This window comes from Janthinobacterium sp. PC23-8 (genome assembly GCF_002250505.1).
Lineage (GTDB): Bacteria > Pseudomonadota > Gammaproteobacteria > Burkholderiales > Burkholderiaceae_D > Janthinobacterium.
This window is the reverse complement of record NZ_NJGY01000001.1, coordinates 1,324,129-1,344,357: the sequence shown is the minus strand read 5'-3', so window position 1 is coordinate 1,344,357 and position 20,229 is coordinate 1,324,129. Positions and strand designations below refer to the sequence as shown.

The 20,229-nt window shown below is 62.4% G+C and carries 16 protein-coding genes; 11 read left to right on the top strand and 5 right to left on the bottom strand.

Annotated elements, in window-relative coordinates; all coding sequences use genetic code 11:
- Positions 1–49 precede the first annotated feature (49 nt).
- The 8 genes from CD932_RS05800 (at position 50) to CD932_RS05765 (ending at position 10,419) form a co-directional block, all read left to right on the top strand.
- A complete protein-coding gene (locus tag CD932_RS05800) occupies positions 50–1,483 on the top strand; it encodes a UbiA family prenyltransferase (protein WP_094441806.1) in 1,434 nt (477 codons plus the stop codon).
- Entirely contained in the window at positions 1,477–2,775 is a 1,299-nt protein-coding gene (locus tag CD932_RS05795) for an FAD-binding oxidoreductase (RefSeq protein ID WP_094443478.1), read from the top strand. Before CD932_RS05800 ends, CD932_RS05795 begins: the two co-directional genes overlap by 7 nt.
- Before the next feature lie 74 nt (positions 2,776–2,849).
- Positions 2,850–3,605 (top strand): SDR family NAD(P)-dependent oxidoreductase, encoded by a 756-nt coding sequence (locus CD932_RS05790; protein ID WP_094441805.1) that lies wholly within the window; start codon positions 2,850–2,852, stop codon positions 3,603–3,605.
- A 42-nt stretch (positions 3,606–3,647) separates the two neighbouring features.
- Positions 3,648–4,595, top strand: a complete 948-nt coding sequence (locus tag CD932_RS05785; RefSeq protein ID WP_094441804.1) for an NAD(P)-dependent oxidoreductase — start codon at positions 3,648–3,650, stop codon at positions 4,593–4,595.
- Complete coding sequence (locus CD932_RS05780) at positions 4,595–6,706, top strand: hypothetical protein (RefSeq protein ID WP_094441803.1); 2,112 nt, start codon at positions 4,595–4,597, stop codon at positions 6,704–6,706. Before CD932_RS05785 ends, CD932_RS05780 begins: the two co-directional genes overlap by 1 nt.
- 63 nt (positions 6,707–6,769) lie before the next feature.
- A complete protein-coding gene (locus tag CD932_RS05775; RefSeq protein WP_094441802.1) occupies positions 6,770–8,056 on the top strand; it encodes an NAD(P)/FAD-dependent oxidoreductase in 1,287 nt (428 codons plus the stop codon).
- A complete protein-coding gene (locus tag CD932_RS05770; RefSeq protein WP_094441801.1) occupies positions 8,053–8,454 on the top strand; it encodes a GtrA family protein in 402 nt (133 codons plus the stop codon). Before CD932_RS05775 ends, CD932_RS05770 begins: the two co-directional genes overlap by 4 nt.
- Positions 8,455–8,484: 30 nt before the next feature.
- The gene (locus CD932_RS05765) at positions 8,485–10,419 is read left to right on the top strand and encodes a glycosyltransferase (RefSeq protein WP_094441800.1); all 1,935 of its coding nucleotides are present in this window, start codon (positions 8,485–8,487) and stop codon (positions 10,417–10,419) included.
- A 10-nt stretch (positions 10,420–10,429) separates the two neighbouring features.
- Here CD932_RS05765 and CD932_RS05760 read toward each other — a convergent pair whose 3' ends face one another.
- A complete protein-coding gene (locus CD932_RS05760) occupies positions 10,430–11,320 on the bottom strand; it encodes a sulfurtransferase (RefSeq protein WP_094441799.1) in 891 nt (296 codons plus the stop codon).
- A gap of 137 nt (positions 11,321–11,457) precedes the next feature.
- On the opposite strand from CD932_RS05760, the gene dnaE reads away from it, so the two are divergent.
- The gene (gene dnaE, locus CD932_RS05755; RefSeq protein ID WP_094441798.1) at positions 11,458–14,994 is read left to right on the top strand and encodes a DNA polymerase III subunit alpha; all 3,537 of its coding nucleotides are present in this window, start codon (positions 11,458–11,460) and stop codon (positions 14,992–14,994) included.
- Positions 14,995–15,063: 69 nt separating this feature from the next.
- Here the strand turns inward: dnaE and CD932_RS05750 are convergent, their stop codons facing one another.
- The 4 genes from CD932_RS05750 to CD932_RS05735 all read right to left on the bottom strand — a co-directional run bounded on the left by CD932_RS05750 (position 15,064) and on the right by CD932_RS05735 (position 17,948).
- Positions 15,064–15,294, bottom strand: coding sequence for a DUF6139 family protein (locus tag CD932_RS05750; RefSeq protein ID WP_094441797.1), 231 nt, complete (start codon positions 15,292–15,294; stop codon positions 15,064–15,066).
- A gap of 171 nt (positions 15,295–15,465) precedes the next feature.
- Positions 15,466–16,452, bottom strand: a complete 987-nt coding sequence (locus tag CD932_RS05745) for a DUF535 family protein (RefSeq protein WP_094441796.1) — start codon at positions 16,450–16,452, stop codon at positions 15,466–15,468.
- Between the two features lie 42 nt (positions 16,453–16,494).
- On the bottom strand, positions 16,495–17,040 hold the full coding sequence (locus tag CD932_RS05740) for a universal stress protein (RefSeq protein ID WP_094441795.1): 546 nt from the start codon (positions 17,038–17,040) through the stop codon (positions 16,495–16,497).
- Positions 17,041–17,141: 101 nt separating this feature from the next.
- The gene (locus CD932_RS05735; RefSeq protein WP_176460888.1) at positions 17,142–17,948 is read right to left on the bottom strand and encodes a MipA/OmpV family protein; all 807 of its coding nucleotides are present in this window, start codon (positions 17,946–17,948) and stop codon (positions 17,142–17,144) included.
- Positions 17,949–18,116: 168 nt separating this feature from the next.
- Between CD932_RS05735 and CD932_RS05730 the strand changes: the two genes are divergently transcribed.
- Together CD932_RS05730 and CD932_RS05725 are read left to right on the top strand one after the other, a co-directional pair.
- Complete coding sequence (locus CD932_RS05730) at positions 18,117–18,782, top strand: response regulator (protein WP_094441793.1); 666 nt, start codon at positions 18,117–18,119, stop codon at positions 18,780–18,782.
- Positions 18,779–20,200: a HAMP domain-containing sensor histidine kinase gene (locus CD932_RS05725; RefSeq protein ID WP_254926478.1), complete on the top strand. Its 1,422-nt coding sequence runs from the start codon at positions 18,779–18,781 to the stop codon at positions 20,198–20,200. The genes CD932_RS05730 and CD932_RS05725 overlap by 4 nt, the downstream gene beginning before the upstream one ends.
- The last annotated feature ends 29 nt before the right edge of the window (positions 20,201–20,229 follow it).

The following is a 20,229-nucleotide window of genomic DNA, read 5'->3' as shown; positions in this document are numbered from 1 at the left end:
ATTTTAAAAATGCTGTTGTCCTGGATGTTTACTTTTGAAGGGTTTTATTTTGAGTTTGCTGCCACTGGTCGTTGATCTCGACGGGACTTTGATCCGTACCGACATGCTGCATGAATCGGCCTTGCGCACCTTGCGCGACAGGCCATGGGATGCCGTGCGCATTCCTTACTGGCTGTCTCAGGGCAAGGCTGTCCTCAAGCAGCGATTGGCACAAGGCGCCAGTGTCGATGCCAGTTCGCTGCCGTATGCGCCAGACTTGCTGGCCTGGCTGAAACTGCAAAAGGCACAGGGACGGCAATTGGTCCTGTGCACCGCGTCCGATATGTCGATCGCCAACGCAGTTGCGGCGCACCTCGATATCTTCGATACCGTGATGGCCAGCGATGGCGTGGTTAATCTGGCCGGGCAGAACAAGGCTGCGGCCCTGGAGCAGCGCTTTGGACGCGCCGGTTTTGATTACGCGGGCAATTCATATGCCGACCTGGCGGTATGGGAGCGGGCGCGGCGGGCGGTGGTGGTGAATGCTTCGGCCGACCTGGCCACGAAGGCGGCTGCGCAGTGCGAGGTCGAGCGCGTGTTCGCCGCCCCTGCCGCCGGCCTGAGCGCATGGCGCCGCGTCCTGCGGGTCCACCAGTGGATGAAGAACCTGCTGCTGTTCGTGCCGCTGGTGGCAGCTCATCTGCTGAGCGAAATCGATACCTTGCTGATGTTGACGCTGGCCTTTGTCGCCTTCAGCCTGTGTGCTTCGTCCGTCTATATCGCCAACGACCTGCTGGACCTGGAGAGCGACCGTCAGCATCCGCGCAAATGCACGCGGCCGTTTGCCTCTGGCGTGGTGCCCGCCTGGATGGGGGTGCTGCTCGCGCCGGTACTGCTGGCCGTGAGCATCTTGTTGGCCAACTATGTCGGCAGCGCGTTCCTGGCCTGCATGGTCGTCTACTTCCTGCTCACCTGCATCTATTCGTGGGGCTTGAAACGCCTGGTGCTGGTCGACTGCGTGACCCTGGCCATTTTGTATACGCTGCGCATCATTGCCGGCGCGGCTGCGGCCGAGATGCCCTTGTCATTCTGGCTGCTGGCTTTTTCCGTATTCCTGTTCTTGTCGCTGGCGTTTGTGAAGCGCTATGCGGAGTTGCAGGTACAGATGCTCAGTGGCAAAGAAAAAGTGCACGGCCGTGGTTATCTGACCAGTGATGCGCCCCTGATTCAAATGCTGGGCATTACTTCCGGTTACGCCTCGGTGGTCGTGCTGGCCTTGTACCTGAACAGCGCGGCGGTGTTGCAGCTGTACCGTACGCCCGAGTTTGTATGGGGGGCGGTGCCGGTGATGCTGTTCTGGGTCAGCTGGATCTGGCTGCGGGCGCACCGCGGCGACATGCATGACGACCCGCTGGTATTCGCTGTCAAGGACAAGGTCAGCATCGTGGCCGGCCTGGTGTTCGCGCTGGTGCTGGTGAGCGGCACCGTCGGATGGTCATGGTGACAGTGTCATCCTGGGGGCGCTTGACAGCTGACGAGCACGAGGTCTTCGCGCTGGCCGATGCGGCGCGCGCATTGCAGGGTTTGCCTGGTGCCCGGCCGGGCGTGGCGCATGGCATGGGACGCAGCTATGGCGATGTTTGCCTCAACCCGGGCGGTTCGCTATGGCGCACGACCAGCATGGATCGTTTCCTCGGTTTTGATCCCGTTAACGGCCGCCTGACCTGTGAAAGCGGCGTCCTGTTGCGTGATATCCAGAAGATGGCGGTGCCGCGCGGCTGGATGCTGCCGGTCACGCCAGGCACGCAGATGGTGACCGTCGGCGGTGCAATCGCCAATGACGTGCATGGAAAAAACCACCATGTGCATGGCTCGTTTGGCGACCATGTGCTGGCGCTGCAATTGCTGCGTACCGATGGCAGCGTGATCGACTGCGGTCCGCACCTGTTACCGCAATGGCTGGCCGCCACCATAGGCGGCATGGGCCTGACCGGCGTCATCATGCGGGTGCAGTTGCAATTGCGCCGCGTTGCCGGCCCTTGGCTGGAAACGGAAACACTGCCCTATGAAAACCTCGCGCAGTTTTTCGCGCTGTCGGACGAGTCGGAGGCGCAGTGGGAACATACGGTCTCCTGGATCGACTGCATGGCCGGCGGCGGCGCGCGTGGCCTGTTCATGCGCGGCAAGCTCGGGGCTGCAAGCCTGGCTGCCGCTCCTTCGGGCCGCAAGCATCAGATGCCATTCGTGCCGCCGGTGTCGCTGATGAACCGCTGGTCGTTGCCGGTATTGAATACGGCCTATTATCATTTGAATAAATGGAAAGTGCCCCGGCGCACCGTGCATTACGAAACGTTTAATTATCCGCTCGATAATGTGCTCGACTGGAACCGCATGTATGGCCCGCGCGGTTTTTATCAGTATCAAAGCGTGGTGCCGCGCGCGGTGGGCCAGGATGCGGTGCAAGCGATGCTCGCGGCGATTGCGCGCGCCGGCGAGGGCTCGTTCCTGGCCGTGCTCAAGACCTTTGGCGAGCGCCAGTCGGCAGGCATGCTGAGTTTTCCGCAGCCTGGGGTGACCCTGGCGCTGGACTTCCCGAACCGGGGAGACGGTACGCTGGCATTGTTTTCGCGGCTGGACAGTATCGTGGCTGAAGCCGGCGGCAGGTTGTATCCTGCCAAGGATGCGCGCATGCCGCGTGCCTTGTTTGAAGCCGGCTATCCGCGCCTGCCCGAGTTTCTGCCTTACCGCGATCCGGGCATCAGTTCGGCCATGTCGCGCCGCCTGATGGGCAGCTAGCATCCGCACTATCAATGCGTGGCCAGCGTAGCGCTGCCACTCACATCCAATCAATTTTAAGCAAGGAAATGCGTATGCCGCCGAACAAGCCACAACGTATCGTCATTATCGGAGCAACCTCGGCCATCGCCGAGCATTGCGCCAGGCTGTGGGTGAGCGACACCACGGTGCACCTGACACTGGTGGGGCGCAGCGTGCAACGTACGCAGCAGGTGGCCGATGACCTGCAGGTACGCAGCCCGCAGTCGCGCATCAGCGTGCGCGAGGCCGACTTCATGGACGCCGATGGCATCGCTGCGATGGCTGCGGAACTGGCTGCCCAAGGGCAACTGGACGTGGTGCTGATTGCCCATGGCTCCTTGCCAGACCAGGCTCAATGCCAGACCAACCTGGCGCAATGCCGCGAGGCCCTCGAGGTCAACGCCATCTCCCCGGTGCTGTTTGCCGAAGCGTTTGTCGAACACATGCAGCGTAGCGAACGGGGCACACTGGCCATCATCGGCTCGGTCGCCGGTGATCGTGGCCGCAAATCCAATTATGTGTATGGCGCCGCCAAGGGCCTCGTGACGCGCTATGCGCAAGGCCTGCAGCACCGCCTGGCGTCGAGTGGCCTGACGGTGGTGCTGATCAAGCCGGGACCGACCGCCACGCCGATGACGGCGCACCTGCCGGGACAGGGCAAGATGGCGCCGGTCGAGCAGGTGGCGCGCGAGATTGTGGCCGGGATCGCCCGTGGTGCGCAGACCATTTATACGCCGGGCAAATGGGCCGTGATCATGCAGGTGATTCGCCACCTGCCACGGTTTGTCTTTAATAAAATGGATATCTGACGGCGGTACTGTTTAAAGCATAATAATGGGAGTGTGTTACGTATGAACCATCGCAATCAAAAAATTGTCCTTCCGGGCGGTGCCGGGCTGGTCGGGCAAAACCTGGTGGCGCGCCTGAAAGCCAAGGGCTATACCAATCTGGTGGTGTTGGACAAGCATCGCAGCAATCTGGCGATTTTGCAAAAAGTCCAGCCCGATATCGTCTGCGAATATGCCGACCTGGCCGAGCCGGGCGACTGGCAGCGCCATGTGCTTGACGCCGATGTGGTGGTCATGCTGCAGGCGCAAATTGGCGGCATCGACTACCAGGACTTTGTGCGCAATAACGTCGACGCCTCGCGTTTGATACTGGAACAGATCAAGTCCAGCCCGCGCCAGCCCTACCTGGTGCATATCAGCTCTTCGGTGGTGGAATCGGTGGCTGACGATTTCTATACGCGCAGCAAGAAGGAGCAGGAGCAGATGGTGCTGGCCAGCGGCATCGCCTGCCCGGTGCTGCGGCCGACGCTGATGTTTGGCTGGTTCGACCGCAAGCATCTGGGCTGGTTGTCGCGTTTCATGAAAAAAGTGCCGGTGTTCCCGATCCCGGGCCATGGCCGCTACATGCGCCAGCCGCTGTATGTCGGCGATTTTTCCAATATCATCATCAGTTGCATCGAGCACCGCCGTGGCGCCGGCATCTACAATATTTCCGGCCACGAAAAAGTCGACTACATCGATATCATCCGCACCATCAAGCGCGCCACCGGCGCACGCACGCCGATTGTCAGGATTCCGTATCACCTGTTTTATGGCTTGATCTGGCTGTGGTCGGTGTTCGACAAGAATCCGCCGTTTACCACGCAGCAGCTCGCCGCGCTGAGCGCGAAAGATGAGTTCGAAGTGATCGACTGGCCCGGCATGTTCGGCGTGCCGTACACCCCATTTGCCCGTGCCATCGATGAAACGTTCAACGATGCGCGTTATAACAAAGTAATTCTGGAATTCTGATGGCTACCGATACCATAAGCGGGCGCAAAGCCTGGGCCGTATCGGGTGGCCGCTGGCTGTTGCTGGCCAGCGCCCTGTTTGCCATCTGCATGGTGGGACTGGCGATAGCGGGCGGCGTGCTGGCCTGGTCTCCGGTGCCATTCTGGGACATGTGGGACGGTTATCTCGATTTCTTCCTGTTCCAGCAGGCTGGCGACAGCAGCATCTGGTGGTTTCAGCAGAACGAGCACCGCATCGTGCTGGCAAAAGTGCTTTTCTGGCTGGACCTGAAATGGTTCGGCGGGACCAGCGTGTTCCTGATCATCTGCAATTACCTGCTGGTGGCCTGCGCGGCGCTGCTGTTTTGCCGCATCTTGCGCCAGCTCGCCGGCACCGCCCGCGCCACTGCCGGCGAATGGGCGGCGATGCTGTTCCTGACGGCATGGCTGTTTTTATGGTCGCAGCAGGAGAACCTGACGTGGGGCTTCCAGAGTCAGTTTTTCCTGGCCCAGTTGTTGCCGCTGTGCGCCTTGTATTGGCTGTCGCGGGCGCAATATGGCGCTCTGGCGGGGCGTCATTGCATGATGGCCACCGTGTTCGGACTGGGCAGCATGGTGGCGATGGCCAACGGTATTCTTGCCCTGCCGTTGATGCTGGTGTATGCGATCGTGGTGCGCCTGGGCCGCTTCAAGATTGTCTTCCTGGCCTTTTTTACCGTACTGGGCTTGTCGGTCTTCTTTTATCACTACAATATGATCGGCGGCCGTGCACCGATCCACAAGGTGCTGCTCGAGCATCCGCTGGGCATGCTGTCCTACAGCTTGCGCTACCTGGGCGGGCCATTTTTTTACCTGGCGCGCGGCGCTTCCTGGGCCAGCCAGCTCGCCTTGGTGGCCGGCCTGTTGCTGGTGACCTGTGCGCTCTACCGGCTCTGGCGCGAGCTGTCATCGCCGCGGCGCGGTCCGGCGCTGGCGCTGCTGTTTTTTATCGCGTATATCGTCATGACGGCCGTGCTGACGGCAAGCGGGCGTATGTCGCTCGGGCCTGAACAAGCCTTCTCAAGCCGGTATACCACGCCGGCGGTGATGGCCTGGGCGGCATTGGCGGTGCTGTATTTTCCGTTGCTGCGCGAGCGCGCCAAAGCCTGGCGCGGCGTGTCGGTGCTGGCGCTGGGCGTACTGGGCGCGGCCATGCTGCTGTTGCAGGTGCAGGCCTTGAAGCCGGCGAACGAGACGGCCTTGTTCGGCAAGCGCGTTGCCGCATTGGCGCTGGCGATGGGGGTGCAGGACAAGGCGCAGATCATGCAGGTCTATCCGGAACCGTCAAGGGCGCTGGCGCTGGCCGCGCGGGCGGTGCAAAAAGACTTGTCGATCTTCGGCCATTATCCGCTGCAGGGTGTGGCGGCCCGTATGGGGCAGTCCTTGCCACAGTCTGGCGTGCGCTGCGATGGCGGCGTGTCGGCCGTGGTTCCTGTCGTTGGCGATCCTGCTTATGTGCGCATCGAAGGTGCCTTGCATGCGCCCGGCAGTGCGCAGGCGCCCACTTTCGTGCGGCTGGTCGTCGCAGGCCACGTGGTCGGTTATGCGGCAACCGGCGCTCCGACGCCAGGCGCGCCGGCGACGCAGACCGGCTTTGCCGGCTACGCCAAAGCTGTGGCGCTGGGCGGCGACATGGTACTGCAAGGTGAGCATCCAGCATGTTTCCTGCCTGTCCATGTGTCGGCACCGCTGTTTTCCGCGCAACCCATCGCGCCATCGCCGCAGTTGGCGAGCCTGGGCAGCGCCAGCGTCCTGGCGGGCAATCAATGGCTGGGTGCGGATTTCCATCGATCGAAGATCGACGGCATGCGGGTCTATGGCAGTTCAATCCACGGTGACCAGGATACGGGAACTATTTCCCTGCGGCTCAAACGCGGCGACCGGTTTTTTTACCGCTCCGGGCCCACCGCCGGACACCAGGTGATGACAGTGGAAGGATATCCGCAGTTGAGCGTGGTCATGCCGGTGCTGCCGGAATGGACGCAACTCGTGCTCGACAGCGCCGCCTTGCCATCGGGTGAACTGGTGCTGCGGATCAGCGACAACGGCGATGGCTGGGGCGAATGGTCGGCGCTGGCGCTGAAATCAGAATAGCAGCAGAAGGCGTAGCGACGTCGGTCAACGCCTTTGTTCAAATTAACACAGTGGAGTATCAACATGGGTCAACGTATTGCAGTGCTGGGAGCCGGTCCGATGGGACTGGCTGTGGCGTATCAGCTGGCGCGCGACGGCCACACGCCGGTGGTCTTCGAGGCCGACGACCGGGTCGGCGGCATGACGGCCGCATTCGATTTTTCCGGCTTGTCGATCGAACGCTATTATCATTTTCACGCCATCTCCGACCATGCCTTCCTGACGGTACTTGACGAACTGGGACTGCAGGACAAGATGCATTGGGTTGCCACCCGCATGGGCTACTGGTACCAGGACCGCTTGCAGGAATGGGGCAATCCGGTGGCGCTGCTGAAATTCAAGGGACTGGGTTTCGTGGCCAAGTTCCGCTATGGCCTGCATGCCTTTTTGTCGACCAAGCGCGATGACTGGAAGCCGCTGGACAATGTCGATGCGGTGGCCTGGATACGCCGCTGGGTTGGCAAGGAAGCCTATGAAGTGCTGTGGCGGCGCCTGTTCGACTACAAGTTTTATGATTACACGGACAATCTGTCCGCCGCCTGGATCTGGAGCCGCATCCGCCGCATTGGCCGTTCGCGCTACAGCCTGTTCAAGGAGAAGCTCGGCTATCTCGACGGCGGTTCGTCGACCCTGCTGCAGGGTATGCACGCCGATATCGTGCGTCATGGTGGCGAGGTACGCCTCAGTTCGCCCGTCGGCAAGGTGCTGATCGAGGACGGCAAGGTGCGCGGCCTGGAAGTGGCTGGCCAGTTCGAAGTGTTTGACAAGGTGATCAGTACAGTACCGTTGCCGTATGTGCCGCGCCTGATGCCGGATTTACCTGAGCAGGTGTTGTCGCAATTTCGCGCGCTCAACAATATCGCGGTGGTCTGCGTGATCGTCAAGCTGCGCCAGCGCCTGACCGACAATTTCTGGCTCAACACCAATGACCCCGACATGGATATCCCCGGCCTGGTCGAGTATTCCAATCTGCGTCCGATGGACGAGCATATCGTGTACGTGCCGTTTTACATGCCTGGCGAGCATCCCAAGTTTGCAGAACCGGACCAGGCTTTCCTCGACAAGGTGCGCCGTTACTTCAAGAAGATCAACCCCGCCTTGAGCGACGCCGACTTTATCGACATGCGCGCCAGCCGTTACCGCCATGCGCAGCCCATTTGCGAGCCTGGCTACCTGTCGCGCCTGCCGCCCGTGTCCTTGCCGGTGCAGGGCCTGTGGGTAGCCGACACCTCGTATTACTACCCGGAAGACCGCGGCATTTCCGAAAGCATCGGTTTTGGCCGTCAGATGGCGAAAGATGCGGCCGCATGATCAGGCATTTTGCATCGCGCCAGTTTGTTGTCTTCCTGGTGACCGGCGGCACCGCCGCGGCCGTCAATTTTGGCTCGCGCATCGTCTATAACCAGTGGCTGCCGTTTTCCGGCGCCGTCATCCTCGCTTACCTGACGGGCATGGTGACGGCGTTTGTCCTGGCAAAGTTGTTTGTGTTCAAGGACAGCGCGCAATCGATGGGCCGCTCCGCCTTGTTCTTTACCTTGGTCAACCTGGTGGCGGTCGCGCAAACCTGGGCCATCAGCATGGCGCTGGCCTACTACGTGCTGCCAGCCATGGGCGTGACAAGCTGGGGCAAGGAGATCGCGCATGCCGTCGGCGTGGTCGTGCCGGTATTTACCAGCTACCTCGGACACAAGCGCTGGTCGTTCCGCTAGCGCCTGGCTTTCCCTTTATCGTCGATCATCATGTCCCCAAAAATGCCACAGCAAACCCCTGCGCACTCGTGCCGCCAGCCTGGCCGCTTCCTTTCCTGGTTGCGCCATCCGGCGCGCGCCGCCGCCGTGCTGCGCCTGGCGCTGCAGCGTGGCGGCGGCGTGGCCGGCGTCGTGCGCAAGGCGTGCCGCCTGTATCGGCGCGAGGGACTGGCCGGCGTGCGGCTCGGCTTTGGCAAGGTCGCCAGCGCCGCGCAGTTTGGACGCAACGATTATGCCGAATGGGTACGCCGCTATGGCTCACTCGATGAGGCGACGCGCGCGCAGTTATGCACCGACATGCAAGGCTTTGCGCTACGGCCGCTGATCTCGGTGGTGTTGCCGGTGTTTGATCCGCCACTGGCCTTTCTGGAGCAGGCGATCGAATCGGTGCGCATGCAGATTTACCCGCACTGGGAACTGTGCATTGCCGACGATGCATCGACCAATCCGGGCGTGCGAGATTTGCTGGAGCGCTACCGCAGCCTGGACAGCCGCATCCGTATCGTCTATCGTCAACAGAACGGACATATCGCGGCGTCCACCAATTCGGCGCTGGCGCTGGCCGGCGGTGAATTTGTCGCCCTGTTCGATCACGACGACCTGCTGGCCGAGCATGCGCTGTGGTGGATCGCCGAAGCCATCAACCGGCAGCCCGACGTGGGCCTGGTGTATTCCGACGAGGACAAGGTCGATGCGGCCAACCGCCGCTTCGATCCGAATTTCAAGCCCGATCTCAATCCTGAACTGCTGCTGGCACAGAACATGGTGTGCCATCTGGGCGTGTACCGTACCGCGCTGGTGCGCGAGCTGGGTGGCTTTCGGGAAGGCTTCAATGGCGCTCAGGATCACGACCTGGCATTGCGCGTGATCGAACAACTGAGGCCGGAGCAGGTGGTGCACGTGCCCAAGGTACTGTATCACTGGCGCGCCATCAGCGGCAGTACGGCGCTTGACGCCGGTGAAAAGAATTATGCCGCCGAAGCCGGACGCAGGGCGGTCAGGGAACATCTGGCGCGCAAGGGCATCGCGGCCGACGTGCTGGAGGCGCCCGAGGTGCCGAGCATGAACCGGGTACGCTTTGCGCGTCCCTCGCCGTTGCCGCTGGTCAGCATCCTGATCCCCACGCGCGACCGCGCCGACCTGCTGGGCATGTGCCTCGACTCGCTGTTTGCGCGCAGCAGCTACGGCAACTTCGAAGTGATCATCATCGATAACGGCAGTACTGAAGAGGCCACGCGGCAGCTATTTGCGCGCCTGCCGGCCGAGCGGGTCCAGGTTATTCGCGATGAATCCCCGTTTAACTTTGCCGCCCTGAACAATCGCGCGGCAAAGATGGCACGCGGCAGCCTGTTGTGCCTGATGAACAATGATATCGAAATCCTGACGCCCGACTGGCTCGAGGAAATGGTGTCATTTGCCATCCGTGACGAGATCGGCTGCGTGGGCGCGCGCCTGTGGTATCCGGACGGGCGGCTGCAGCATGCCGGCTGCATCCTGGGCGTGGGCGGCGTGGCCAGCCATGCGCACCGCTATGTGCAGCGCGGTCAGGCCGGCTATTTCGGACGCGCCCTGCTGCATCAGTCGTTCAGTGCCGTCACGGCTGCTTGCCTGGTGGTGCGGCGTGAGGTGTTCGAGCTGGTCGGCGGCATGGAAGAGCAACTGGGCGTCGCCTTCAATGATGTCGATTTCTGCCTGAAAGTGCGCGCAGCCGGCTACCGCAACGTCTGGACGCCGTACGCCGAGATGGTTCATCACGAATCGGCCACGCGCGGTGACGACCATGCGCCGGACAAGCTGGCGCGTTTCTCAGCGGAAATCGCTTTTGTGCAGCAGCGCTGGGGCAAGCAACTGCAGAGCGATCCGGCTTACAGTCCCAACCTGACGGCGTATGACGAGGATTTCTCGTACGCCTGGCCGCCGCGCTAGGACGACAGGTTCAGGCCTTGCCACAGCAATGCGGGCAAGACACCTCGTACACATACTCGGGCGCCAGTTGCTGGCGCGGCGTGACGACGGCGCGGCAGACAAAACACTGCACCGTTTCGGTCGGCTCCAGCTTCGGATTCAGGGCGGTGCGGTAGTCGAACACGAAGCAGTCGCCGGTGTAATGCTCGCCGCCCACCTCTTCAAAATATTTCAAAATGCCGCCGTCGAGCTGGTACACGCTGTCGTAGCCGATTTCCTTCATGTGGATGGCGGCTTTTTCGCAGCGGATGCCGCCGGTGCAGAAAGTGACCACGGTCTTGCCTTCGAGCTCAGCCTTGTGTGCGGCGGCGACGGCCGGGAACTCCGTAAACTTGTCGATGCGATAATCTAACGTGTTATTGAAGGTGCCCACGTCCACTTCGAAGGCGTTGCGCGTTTCCATCATCACCACCGGTTTGCCGGCATCGTCGACGCCGGCGTCCAGCCAGCGCTTGAGCGTGTGCGCGTCCACCGATGGCGCGCGGCCCAGTTCCGGCTTGATCAAGGGCATGCGCATGGTGATGATTTCTTTTTTCAGCTTCACCAGCATGCGCTTGTGCGATTGCTCATTGGATAAACTTTCCTTCCACTCCAGGTCCGCCAGGCGGGAGTCAGAGCGCACCCAGCCCAGGAACGCATCGATATGTTCGCGCGTGCCTGACAGGAACATATTGATGCCCTCGGGGGTGAGCAAAATGGTGCCTTTCAGCGCCAAAGCCAGGCATTGTTCCTGGTACAAGGGGCGCATGGCTTCCGTGTTGTCGAGCGTGATGAATTTATACGCTGCAATATTGACAAAAGTGACAGCAGGTGTGGCGGCCAGCGCGCTGGCAGCGGTGGAAACGACGGGAGTAGCTTGCATGATGGCGATCGGCTTGAACTGAACAGCCGATATTATAAGCCCGCCGGGCCGGCCACGATACCCGGCCGATGCCCGCGACGCGGTAGAATAGACCCCATTGAATTTTGCACGATGGGTACACAAAGATGGAAATGGTAATGCAAGAGGCCGCCACTGCGGCGGTGGCGCGCCCCGCTGCGCAAGGGCCCGGATTTGTGCATTTGCGCGTGCACTCGGAGTACTCGATCGTCGACGGCCTGGTGCGTATCGACGACGTGGTGGGCGCCGCCGCCAAGGACCAGCAGGCGGCGCTGGCTGTCACCGATTTGTCCAATTTGTTCGGCATGGTCAAGTTCTACAAGGCCGCGCGCGGCAAGGGCATCAAGCCGGTGGTCGGTGTCGATGTGTGGATTAGCAACGACGACAACCGCGAAAAACCGTCGCGCCTGCTGTTGCTGGCAAAGAACCGCATGGGCTATCTGCAGCTGTGCGAACTGCTGTCGACCGCCTGGCTCACCAACCAGTACAAGGGCCGCGCCGAAGTGCGCATCGAATGGCTGCAGGCGCTGGCCACCAATACCTATGATTTATATCCGGGCGACAGTGCGGCCGATGGCCTGATCGTGTTGTCGGGCGCGCATTTCGGCGACGTCGGCATCGCGATTGAAAACGGCAACCTGGCGTTGGCGGAACGCAACGCCCAGCGCTGGGCCAGCATTTTCCCTGGCCATTTTTATATCGAAATCCAGCGCGGCGGCCAGGCCAACCAGGAAGCCCAGGTGCGCCATGCGGTGGCGCTGGCCTCCAAGCTGGGCTTGCCGGTGGTGGCCACGCATCCGGTGCAATTCATTTCACCCGAAGAATTCATTGCCCACGAGGCGCGCACCTGTATCGCCGAAGGCGAGATGCTGGCCAATGCCAAGCGCGTCAAACGTTTCAATGACAGCCAGCGCTTCATGTCGCAGGCGGAAATGCAGGCCTTGTTTGCCGACTTGCCGGCCGCGCTGGCCAATTCCGTCGAGATTGCCAAACGCTGCAACCTGACATTGACATTGGGCAAGCCGCAGTTGCCGAATTTCCCCACGCCGCCCGGCATGACGATCGACGAATTTCTCGTCGCCGAGTCGAAGGCCGGCCTGGAAAAGCGCTTGCTGCAGCTGTATCCGAATGAAGAGCGGCGCGAGAAGGAACGCCCGCGCTACGAGGCGCGGTTGAAATTCGAAACCGATACCATCTGCAACATGAAGTTCCCAGGCTACTTCCTGATCGTGGCCGAGTTCATTCAGTGGGCCAAGGAAAACGGCGTGCCGGTGGGGCCGGGCCGCGGTTCGGGTGCCGGTTCGCTGGTGGCCTATTCGCTGCTGATCACCGATCTGGACCCGTTGCAGTACAACCTGCTGTTCGAACGGTTCTTGAATCCCGAACGCGTCTCGATGCCCGACTTCGATATCGACTTTTGCCAGGAAGGGCGCGATCGCGTGATCCAGCACGTCAAGGATTTGTACGGCAAGGAGGCGGTCTCGCAGATCGCCACCTTCGGCACCATGGCGGCCAAGGGCGCGATCCGCGATGTCGGCCGCGTGATGGACTTCGGCTATAACTTCTGCGACGGCATCTCGAAGCTGATCCCGTTCAAGCCCGGCAAGCCGGTCAGCATCGCCGACGCCATCGAGGAGGAACCGCTGCTCAAGGAGCGCCAGGAAAACGAGGAAGAGGTCAGGCAGCTGCTGGAACTGGCGCAGCAGGTCGAGGGCATCACCCGCAATATCGGCATGCACGCCGGCGGCGTGCTGATCGCGCCTGGAAAACTGACGGACTTTTGCCCGCTGTACACGCAGGGCGGCGACTCGGGCGTCGTCTCGCAGTACGACAAGGATGACGTCGAAGCCGTCGGCCTGGTGAAATTCGACTTTTTGGGTCTGACCACGCTCACCATCCTTGACCGCGCCGTGCGCTACATCAAGCAGCTCGATCCGGCCCAGGCGAACTTTGACCTGGCGACCTTGCCGCTGAACGACAAGCCCTCGTATGACCTCCTGACCAAGGCCAAGACCGTGGCCGTGTTCCAGCTCGAGTCGCGCGGCATGCAGGGCATGCTGAAAGACGCGCGTCCCGACCGCTTCGAAGACATTATCGCGCTCGTCGCCCTGTATCGTCCGGGCCCGATGGACCTGATTCCCGACTTTTGCAAGCGCAAGCACGGCGAACGGTTTGACTACCCCGATCCGCGCACCGAATCGATTCTGTCCGAAACCTACGGCATCATGGTGTATCAGGAGCAGGTAATGCAGATGGCGCAGATCGTCGGCGGCTACTCGCTCGGCGGCGCCGACATGTTGCGCCGCGCGATGGGCAAGAAGAAGGCCGAGGAGATGGCCGAGCACCGCGCGATCTTCCGCGCCGGCGCGGCGAAAGACGGCCTGACGGCGGAAAAAGCCGACGAGATCTTCGACTTGATGGAAAAGTTCGCCGGCTACGGTTTCAACAAATCGCACGCCGCCGCCTACGCCTTGCTGTCGTATCACACGGCCTATCTGAAAGCGCACCACACGGCCGCCTTTATGGCCGCCAACTTGTCGCTGGCCATGGACGACACCGACAAGATCAAGATCCTGGTGGAAGACTCGCTGGAAATCTGCAAGCTGACCTTGTTGCCGCCGGATATCAACCAATCCGATTACCGCTTTACGCCGAGCGGCGAAGCGCCGTCGGTGAGCGGCAAGCAAGTCACGCAGATCCGCTACGGCCTGGGCGCCGTGAAAGGCTCGGGCCAGAATGCGATCGAGGCGATTATCGCCGCGCGCACGGCTGGCGGTCCGTTTTCCAGCCTGTTCGATTTTTGCAAGCGGGTCGATAAAAAGCAGATCAACCGCCGCACCATCGAGTCGCTGATCCGCAGCGGCGCGTTCGACTGTCTGAAGGTCGACCGCGCGATTCTGCTCGCCTCGGTCGCCTTCGCCATGGAGTGCGCCGACCAGGCCGCCAAGGCGGCCAATCAGGTCAGCCTGTTTGGCGGCGACGACAGCGACATGGTGGCGCCGCCCGAGTATGTCAAGGCCCAGCCATGGACCGACAAGCAGCGTTTGACGGAAGAAAAAATTGCCCTGGGCTTTTATTTGTCCGGCCACTTGTTCGATTCGTATGCGCCCGAAGCGCGCCGCTTTGCCCGCACCAAATTGTCGGACCTGTCGCCGTCGCGCGAGCCGCGCATGATGGCCGGCGTCATCACGGGCTTGCGCACGCAGATGACGCAGCGCGGCAAGATCGTCATCGTCACGCTCGACGACAAGAGCGCTACGGTGGAAGTGACGGTGTACAGCGAACTGTTCGAGCAGAACAAGAAAATCTTCAAGGAAGACGAATTCCTGGCCGTGGTGGGCAAGGTGTCGGAAGACCGTTTTTCGGGCGGCCTGCGCATCATGGCCGAGAGCGCCTTCGACATTATCTCGGCGCGCGTGCAATATGGCCGCCAGCTGGGCTTGACCTTGCCGACTACCCTCGACGCGCGCCGTATCCGCGACGTGCTGATGCCGTTTCGCGCCGAATCGGGCTTGCCGATCGCGGCCAAGGTCAGCCCGCAAGGCGTCAGTTGCGTGCTGCAGTTCGGCGATGAGTGGCGGGTCGCGCCATCGGACGAATTGCAGACGGCGCTGGTGCGGGAACTGGGCGCGAAGGAAGTGGAAGTGGAATACTGAGGCGCTGTGCCCTGAGGCAAAAAGCCAGACCGACGGTCTGGCTTTGACGCAAGACGCTATGGAGGCGCTTTACATATCCTTGAGGCTGGTGATCGCATAACCTTTGGCGGCGATCTGCTGCAGCGGGTGTTCGATATGGTAGTCGGGCAAGGCCTGGGCATCGTCGGCCACTTCGCTGGCCTGCGTTTCCAGTTGCCAGTCGGTGCTCGTGACTTCTTCGGGAATGATCTTTCCTTCTGGCACGGCGAGATAGGAAAAAATGCCATCATGTTCGGCTCGACGGTAGATATCGACGCGCATAACTTGCCTCCTTGTAAGCGTTAGGGAAAACGGCGCACTGGTGTGCCAACCGATCTTGCTAGCGTAACAGGAATGCCGGGAGCATGCTTTTTGTCTGCGTGGCGCGGCGAAAAGTGTGCAGGAGGGGATTGGCGTGGCTGGGCGCGGGGCGCTGGCTGGCCGGGGAACCACTCAGGCAACGGCGATGGCCGGCGCGAGGCGATGCTGGCAATCGTTGGCGGCGGGGGCGACGCCAGGCAGGGAGGCGGGCACGCTGTTATTGTCGAGGCCGCTACGCAAGGTCGCTATCATGGTCAGCGTCAGTTCATGGCGCTTGCGCGCTTCCGAGCGTTTTTTCGAGGCGATCTCTTCGAGCATCAATTCCGGCAGGTTTTCGCATGGCAGGTCGAAATCGCCATCGCTGCGCAGCCGCGCGCCCAGTTCCAGCCAGACGCCGTTGTAGTCGGCCATCAGACGGCCATATTTCTTGGCCGAATGGTGTACCGTGCGATTGTCATTGCCGACCAAAATCATGTTGCGGCAACCATGCTCCCAGGCCAGCTGGCGCACCAGGCGCAGCATCAGGAACTTGGGACGCATGCCGTGCAGGTCGCGCGTGGCTTCGCGCACGCGGCGCAAGCTGTCCTCGCCCTTGGGGCCCTGGAGGCAGCCGATGCGCACGCCCATCTCCATCGGTGCGCGCGTGCGGCAGCCGAAAAAGGTAAACACCACCGCATACAGCATCTCGCCGCCGTGCATCAGTTGCAGCACCATCTCGCCTTCGCGGTCCATGCGTGACAGCGACGTCAAATGCAGGTGGTACAGCTCGCCGGACTTGCCTGCCACCGAACCGAGCAGCACCGGCTGGTACGCCGCGTCCACCATCAGCTTGCCCCAGCCCTGTTGCAGGATGAAGCGGTAGTGGTCGACCAGCAAGGCCACGCGCTGGGCGCAGGACAGGCTCTTGCTCAGGTAATGGCGGTACACCTTGTGCATCATGCGCGGATAGGCGCGCAGCAGCTCCGGGAATACGGGATGGGAATTGAGCAGTTGTAGCCAGACGCGCGTTTCGCGCTGCCGCAGGCGGGCCCGCAATTGCAGCTTGAGCAGTTCGCGCAGGCGCGCAAAGCCGGGCGGCATATTGCTCAGGCCGGCATGCAGGGTAATTGCTTGTGTCATAGACAGTCCATATAAAGAGAGCGGAAGGCGGCGGCGAAAATGTCAGGCCGCCGGCGGGCCGCCGATGCCGTCGGCGTCGGCCAGCAGCACGATGGCGCTGCGCGTGGCGCGCGCCAGCTTGTGCGCCAGGGTGTCGGCGAAGTGACGCTGCCAGGAGCGGCTTTTCAGTGCCGGCAGGACGATTTCCTGGCAACCGAGCAGCTCGGCGGTGTCGAGAATGATGAACAGGCGTTCGCCGGAGAAAATATGGGTACTGAAGGACAGATCGGAACGGCTCAGGTACAGGCCCGCTTCGCGCATCAGTTGCGCGGCGGCCTCGCCGTTGTCGAGCTGGCCTTGGCGCACCATACCGTCGGCGTGCTGCGCCAGCGGCGGCGTCACATGCAGCAGGTGGACGTGCACATCGATGCCCCACTCGCGCAGGCGCCGGGCATAGCGCGCGCCGTAGACGATGTCGCTGACGCGCTTGACCGGCAGCAGCAGTTGCAAGGTCGCCGCCTGGTCCGTGCCAGGCGCACCGCTTGCACGTTCCTTGGCGCGCTCGGTGGCGTGCGCATGGCGTGGCGAAACAGGGTGTGCAGCGTGCATGGAAGGGACCTTTGTCAGGAAAACGGCCCCATCTTAGCCAGCACCATGGACCCTGTAAATTGGCGAAATGGCGTAAGGGTTTCCCTTATGGTCGGTTTTTTTCAGTAACTGTAGGTGGCATACACCGCGCCCATCGGCGCATGCTTGCGCTGCACGATGGGGCTGTTGGCGGCGTCGCCGAGGCGCCGTTCCACGCCCAGCACGCTGTTCAGGCTCCAGCGCGCATCGATGCGGTGTTCCCAGCTGACGCTCGCTTGCGCCTCGTAAAAGCCACCCTTGGGCGTGTATTGCCGGAACGCCGTCCTGGCCGCCTGGGCCTGAGTCACGCCATACATGGTTTGCAGGTATTTCTTTTCGCCCCAGCCCGCTTGCAGGCCCAGGCTGATGCTGTCTTGCGGCACGCCGCGGCTGTCCTTGCGGCTGTAGACCTGGCCGCTGGCGCCGAACTGCACGGTGGCGCCGTTCTCGCGGTGGGTCAGCGGGATATCGCTGGCCACGCTCAGCTGCACGCCCGGCAGCGGCGAGTAGCTCAGGTTCAGCAAGGCGCTGGCATTGCCTTCGACCTTGCCCATGCCCTTCAGATAATCGCTGCCGGCCAGGCCGCGCAGGCCCTTGCGCCGGTGGTCATCGCGTTCGCCACGGTAGCCGAGCGCGACGCTGTAGCTGAAGGGGCCGGCCTGGCCGCCATAGCCGAGGCCGCGCATGGTGCTGGCAAAAAAGCCGTTGGCCATGCTGTAGTCGAGCACGACGATGGGCATGGCGCGGATGCTGTCGTCGCCCGCATAGGGGCTGCCTGCGGCCACGCCGGCGCCGACAGTGAGCACGTTGCCGCTGGTGTCGTCGGCCGCCAGCGCGGACAGGGGGAAGCACAGCAGGCCGGCCAGGGCCAGCACGGTGGAGTGTTGCATGGTAGTTTCCTTCAGGTGGAGAACCGAGTCCCGTATGGCTCGATTGACAGTGCATAGTATGAAACGTTGTGTGGATGTAAAGCTGAGCGTTGACTGAGGATTACATGAAGATTGCATGAACAGTCGTTCTTTACCTGTTCTTCAGTTTGCGGTGGTCTAATATCCAACATGAAAATATTGCTGATCGAAGACGACATGGACCTGGGCAACGGCGTGCGCATTGCCTTGCGCGACCAGGGCTTTCAGGTGGTCTGGGTGCGCACCCTGGACGACGCGGCGCGCAGCATCGCCCACGACAGTTGCGAACTGGTGCTGCTGGACCTGGGCCTGCCTGACGGCGATGGCCTGGACTTGCTGGCGCGGCTGCGCGCGGCGCGCCTGCCGGTGCTGATCCTCAGCGCCCGCGATACGGTCGAGCAACGCCTGCGCGGCCTCGATGGCGGCGCCGATGATTACCTGGTCAAGCCGTTCGTGCTGGCCGAGCTGCTGTCGCGGGTACGGGCGCTGGCGCGCCGCAGCTATGGTTTTGACGGCGACACCATCGAGCTGCGCGGCCTGCTGCTGCAAGTGCCCACGCGCAAGGTCAGCGTGCACGGGCGGGCGGTGGAACTGACGGCCAGCGAATACGCCTTGCTGAAAGCGCTGCTGATGCGCGCCAACCGTGTCATCACGCGCCGCATCCTGGAAGAGCACATTTTGCCGGGCGGCCTGGCCAATGCCAGCAATACGCTCGACGTGCACATGGGCAATTTGCGCCGCAAGATAGGCGAGGGTTATATCCGCACCGTGCGCGGCGTCGGCTATGTGATCGACCAGCACGGTGAGCCGGCATGAAGCGGCTGAGCGACATGCTGCTGCGGAGCTGGCATCTGCTGCGCAGGCCGACTCTGGTACGCCGCCTGATGCTGGCCCAGGTGCTGATGCTGACCGTGCTGTGGAGCATGGCGGTGGCCTTCGTGATGATCGACGGCACCGACGAAGACAGCAGCATCAGCCATGGTGTGCTGCGCGCCATCGCCACCGTCGCCGACAACCTGGCCGACCAGCCGCAGCGCCAGCATGACAGCCTGCGCGCGATGGACGAGGCGCTGCGCGAGGATTTTTTCTCTGGCGGCATGCCCGAGCTGGCGCCGCGCACCCTGGTCTGGCGCGATGGCCAGCTGATTTATCGCTCGGCCGATGCGCCGGCGGGCATCCGCAGCGCCGGGCCGGTCGATGCCGAAATGCTCGATATCAAGGGCCAGGTGTGGCGCACGCGCACCGTGGTCGAGGGCGCCACCCGCGTGACGGTCCTGGAAGCGGGCGGACCGTGGCAGGTTTTCATCACCATCAATTCGCGCGGCTATTATTTGTTGCCTCTGCTGATCAGCCTGCCATTTTTGCTGCTGCCGGCCTGGCTGTCGATTCGCCTGGCCATGCGGCCGTGGCGCAAGGTGGCGCAGGAGGTGTCGGCGCGCGGCCCGCGCGACCTGCGCCCGCTGGCCTTCAAGCCGCCGCATGGCGAACTGGCGGCGCTGGTCGACAGCATCAATGCTCTGTTGCAGCGGGTCGACACCAGCGCCGCGCGCGAACGCAGTTTCATCGCCGACGCTACGCACGAGCTGCGCACGCCGCTGGCGGCGATGCGCGTCAATGTCGAGGCCTTGCAAGGGCAGGCGCACGACCCGCGCCAGCAGGAACTGCTCGATGGCATCCTGAACAGCAACAGCCGCGCGGCGCGGCTGGTGGGGCAGTTGCTGCAGCTTACGCGCAACGACGTGCCGGCCGAAGCCGGTCAACCGGCGGTGCCGCAGGCGCTCGATGCCTTGCTGCAAGACCGGCTGGCGGCCCTGTCCGGCCTGGCGCGGGCCGGCGGCATCGAGCTCGAATTGCAGGCCGCCGTGCCCTTGTGCGTGCCGGGCCAGCGCGAGAGCCTGGTGTCGCTGGTTGATAACCTGGTGGAAAACGCCATCAAGTACAGCCCGCGCGGCGGCAGCGTGACGGTGTCGCTGCATGCGCAGGGCGGGCAAGCCGTGCTGCACGTGGCCGACCAGGGACCCGGCATTCCGGCCGCCCTGCATGCGCGCGTGTTCGACCGGTTTTTCCGCGCACCCCAGCAACACCAGCCCGGCAGCGGTCTGGGCCTGGCCATTGTCGCTTCGGTGGTGGCGCGGCAAGGCGGCAGTATTGCGTTGCACCATGCCGATGGTGGCCAGGGTTTGCTGGTGGAAGTACGCCTGCCGTTGGCCTTAAAGTCTGAATTGATTGCATGAATTACATTATTTATGCTTGAAGTGCAACA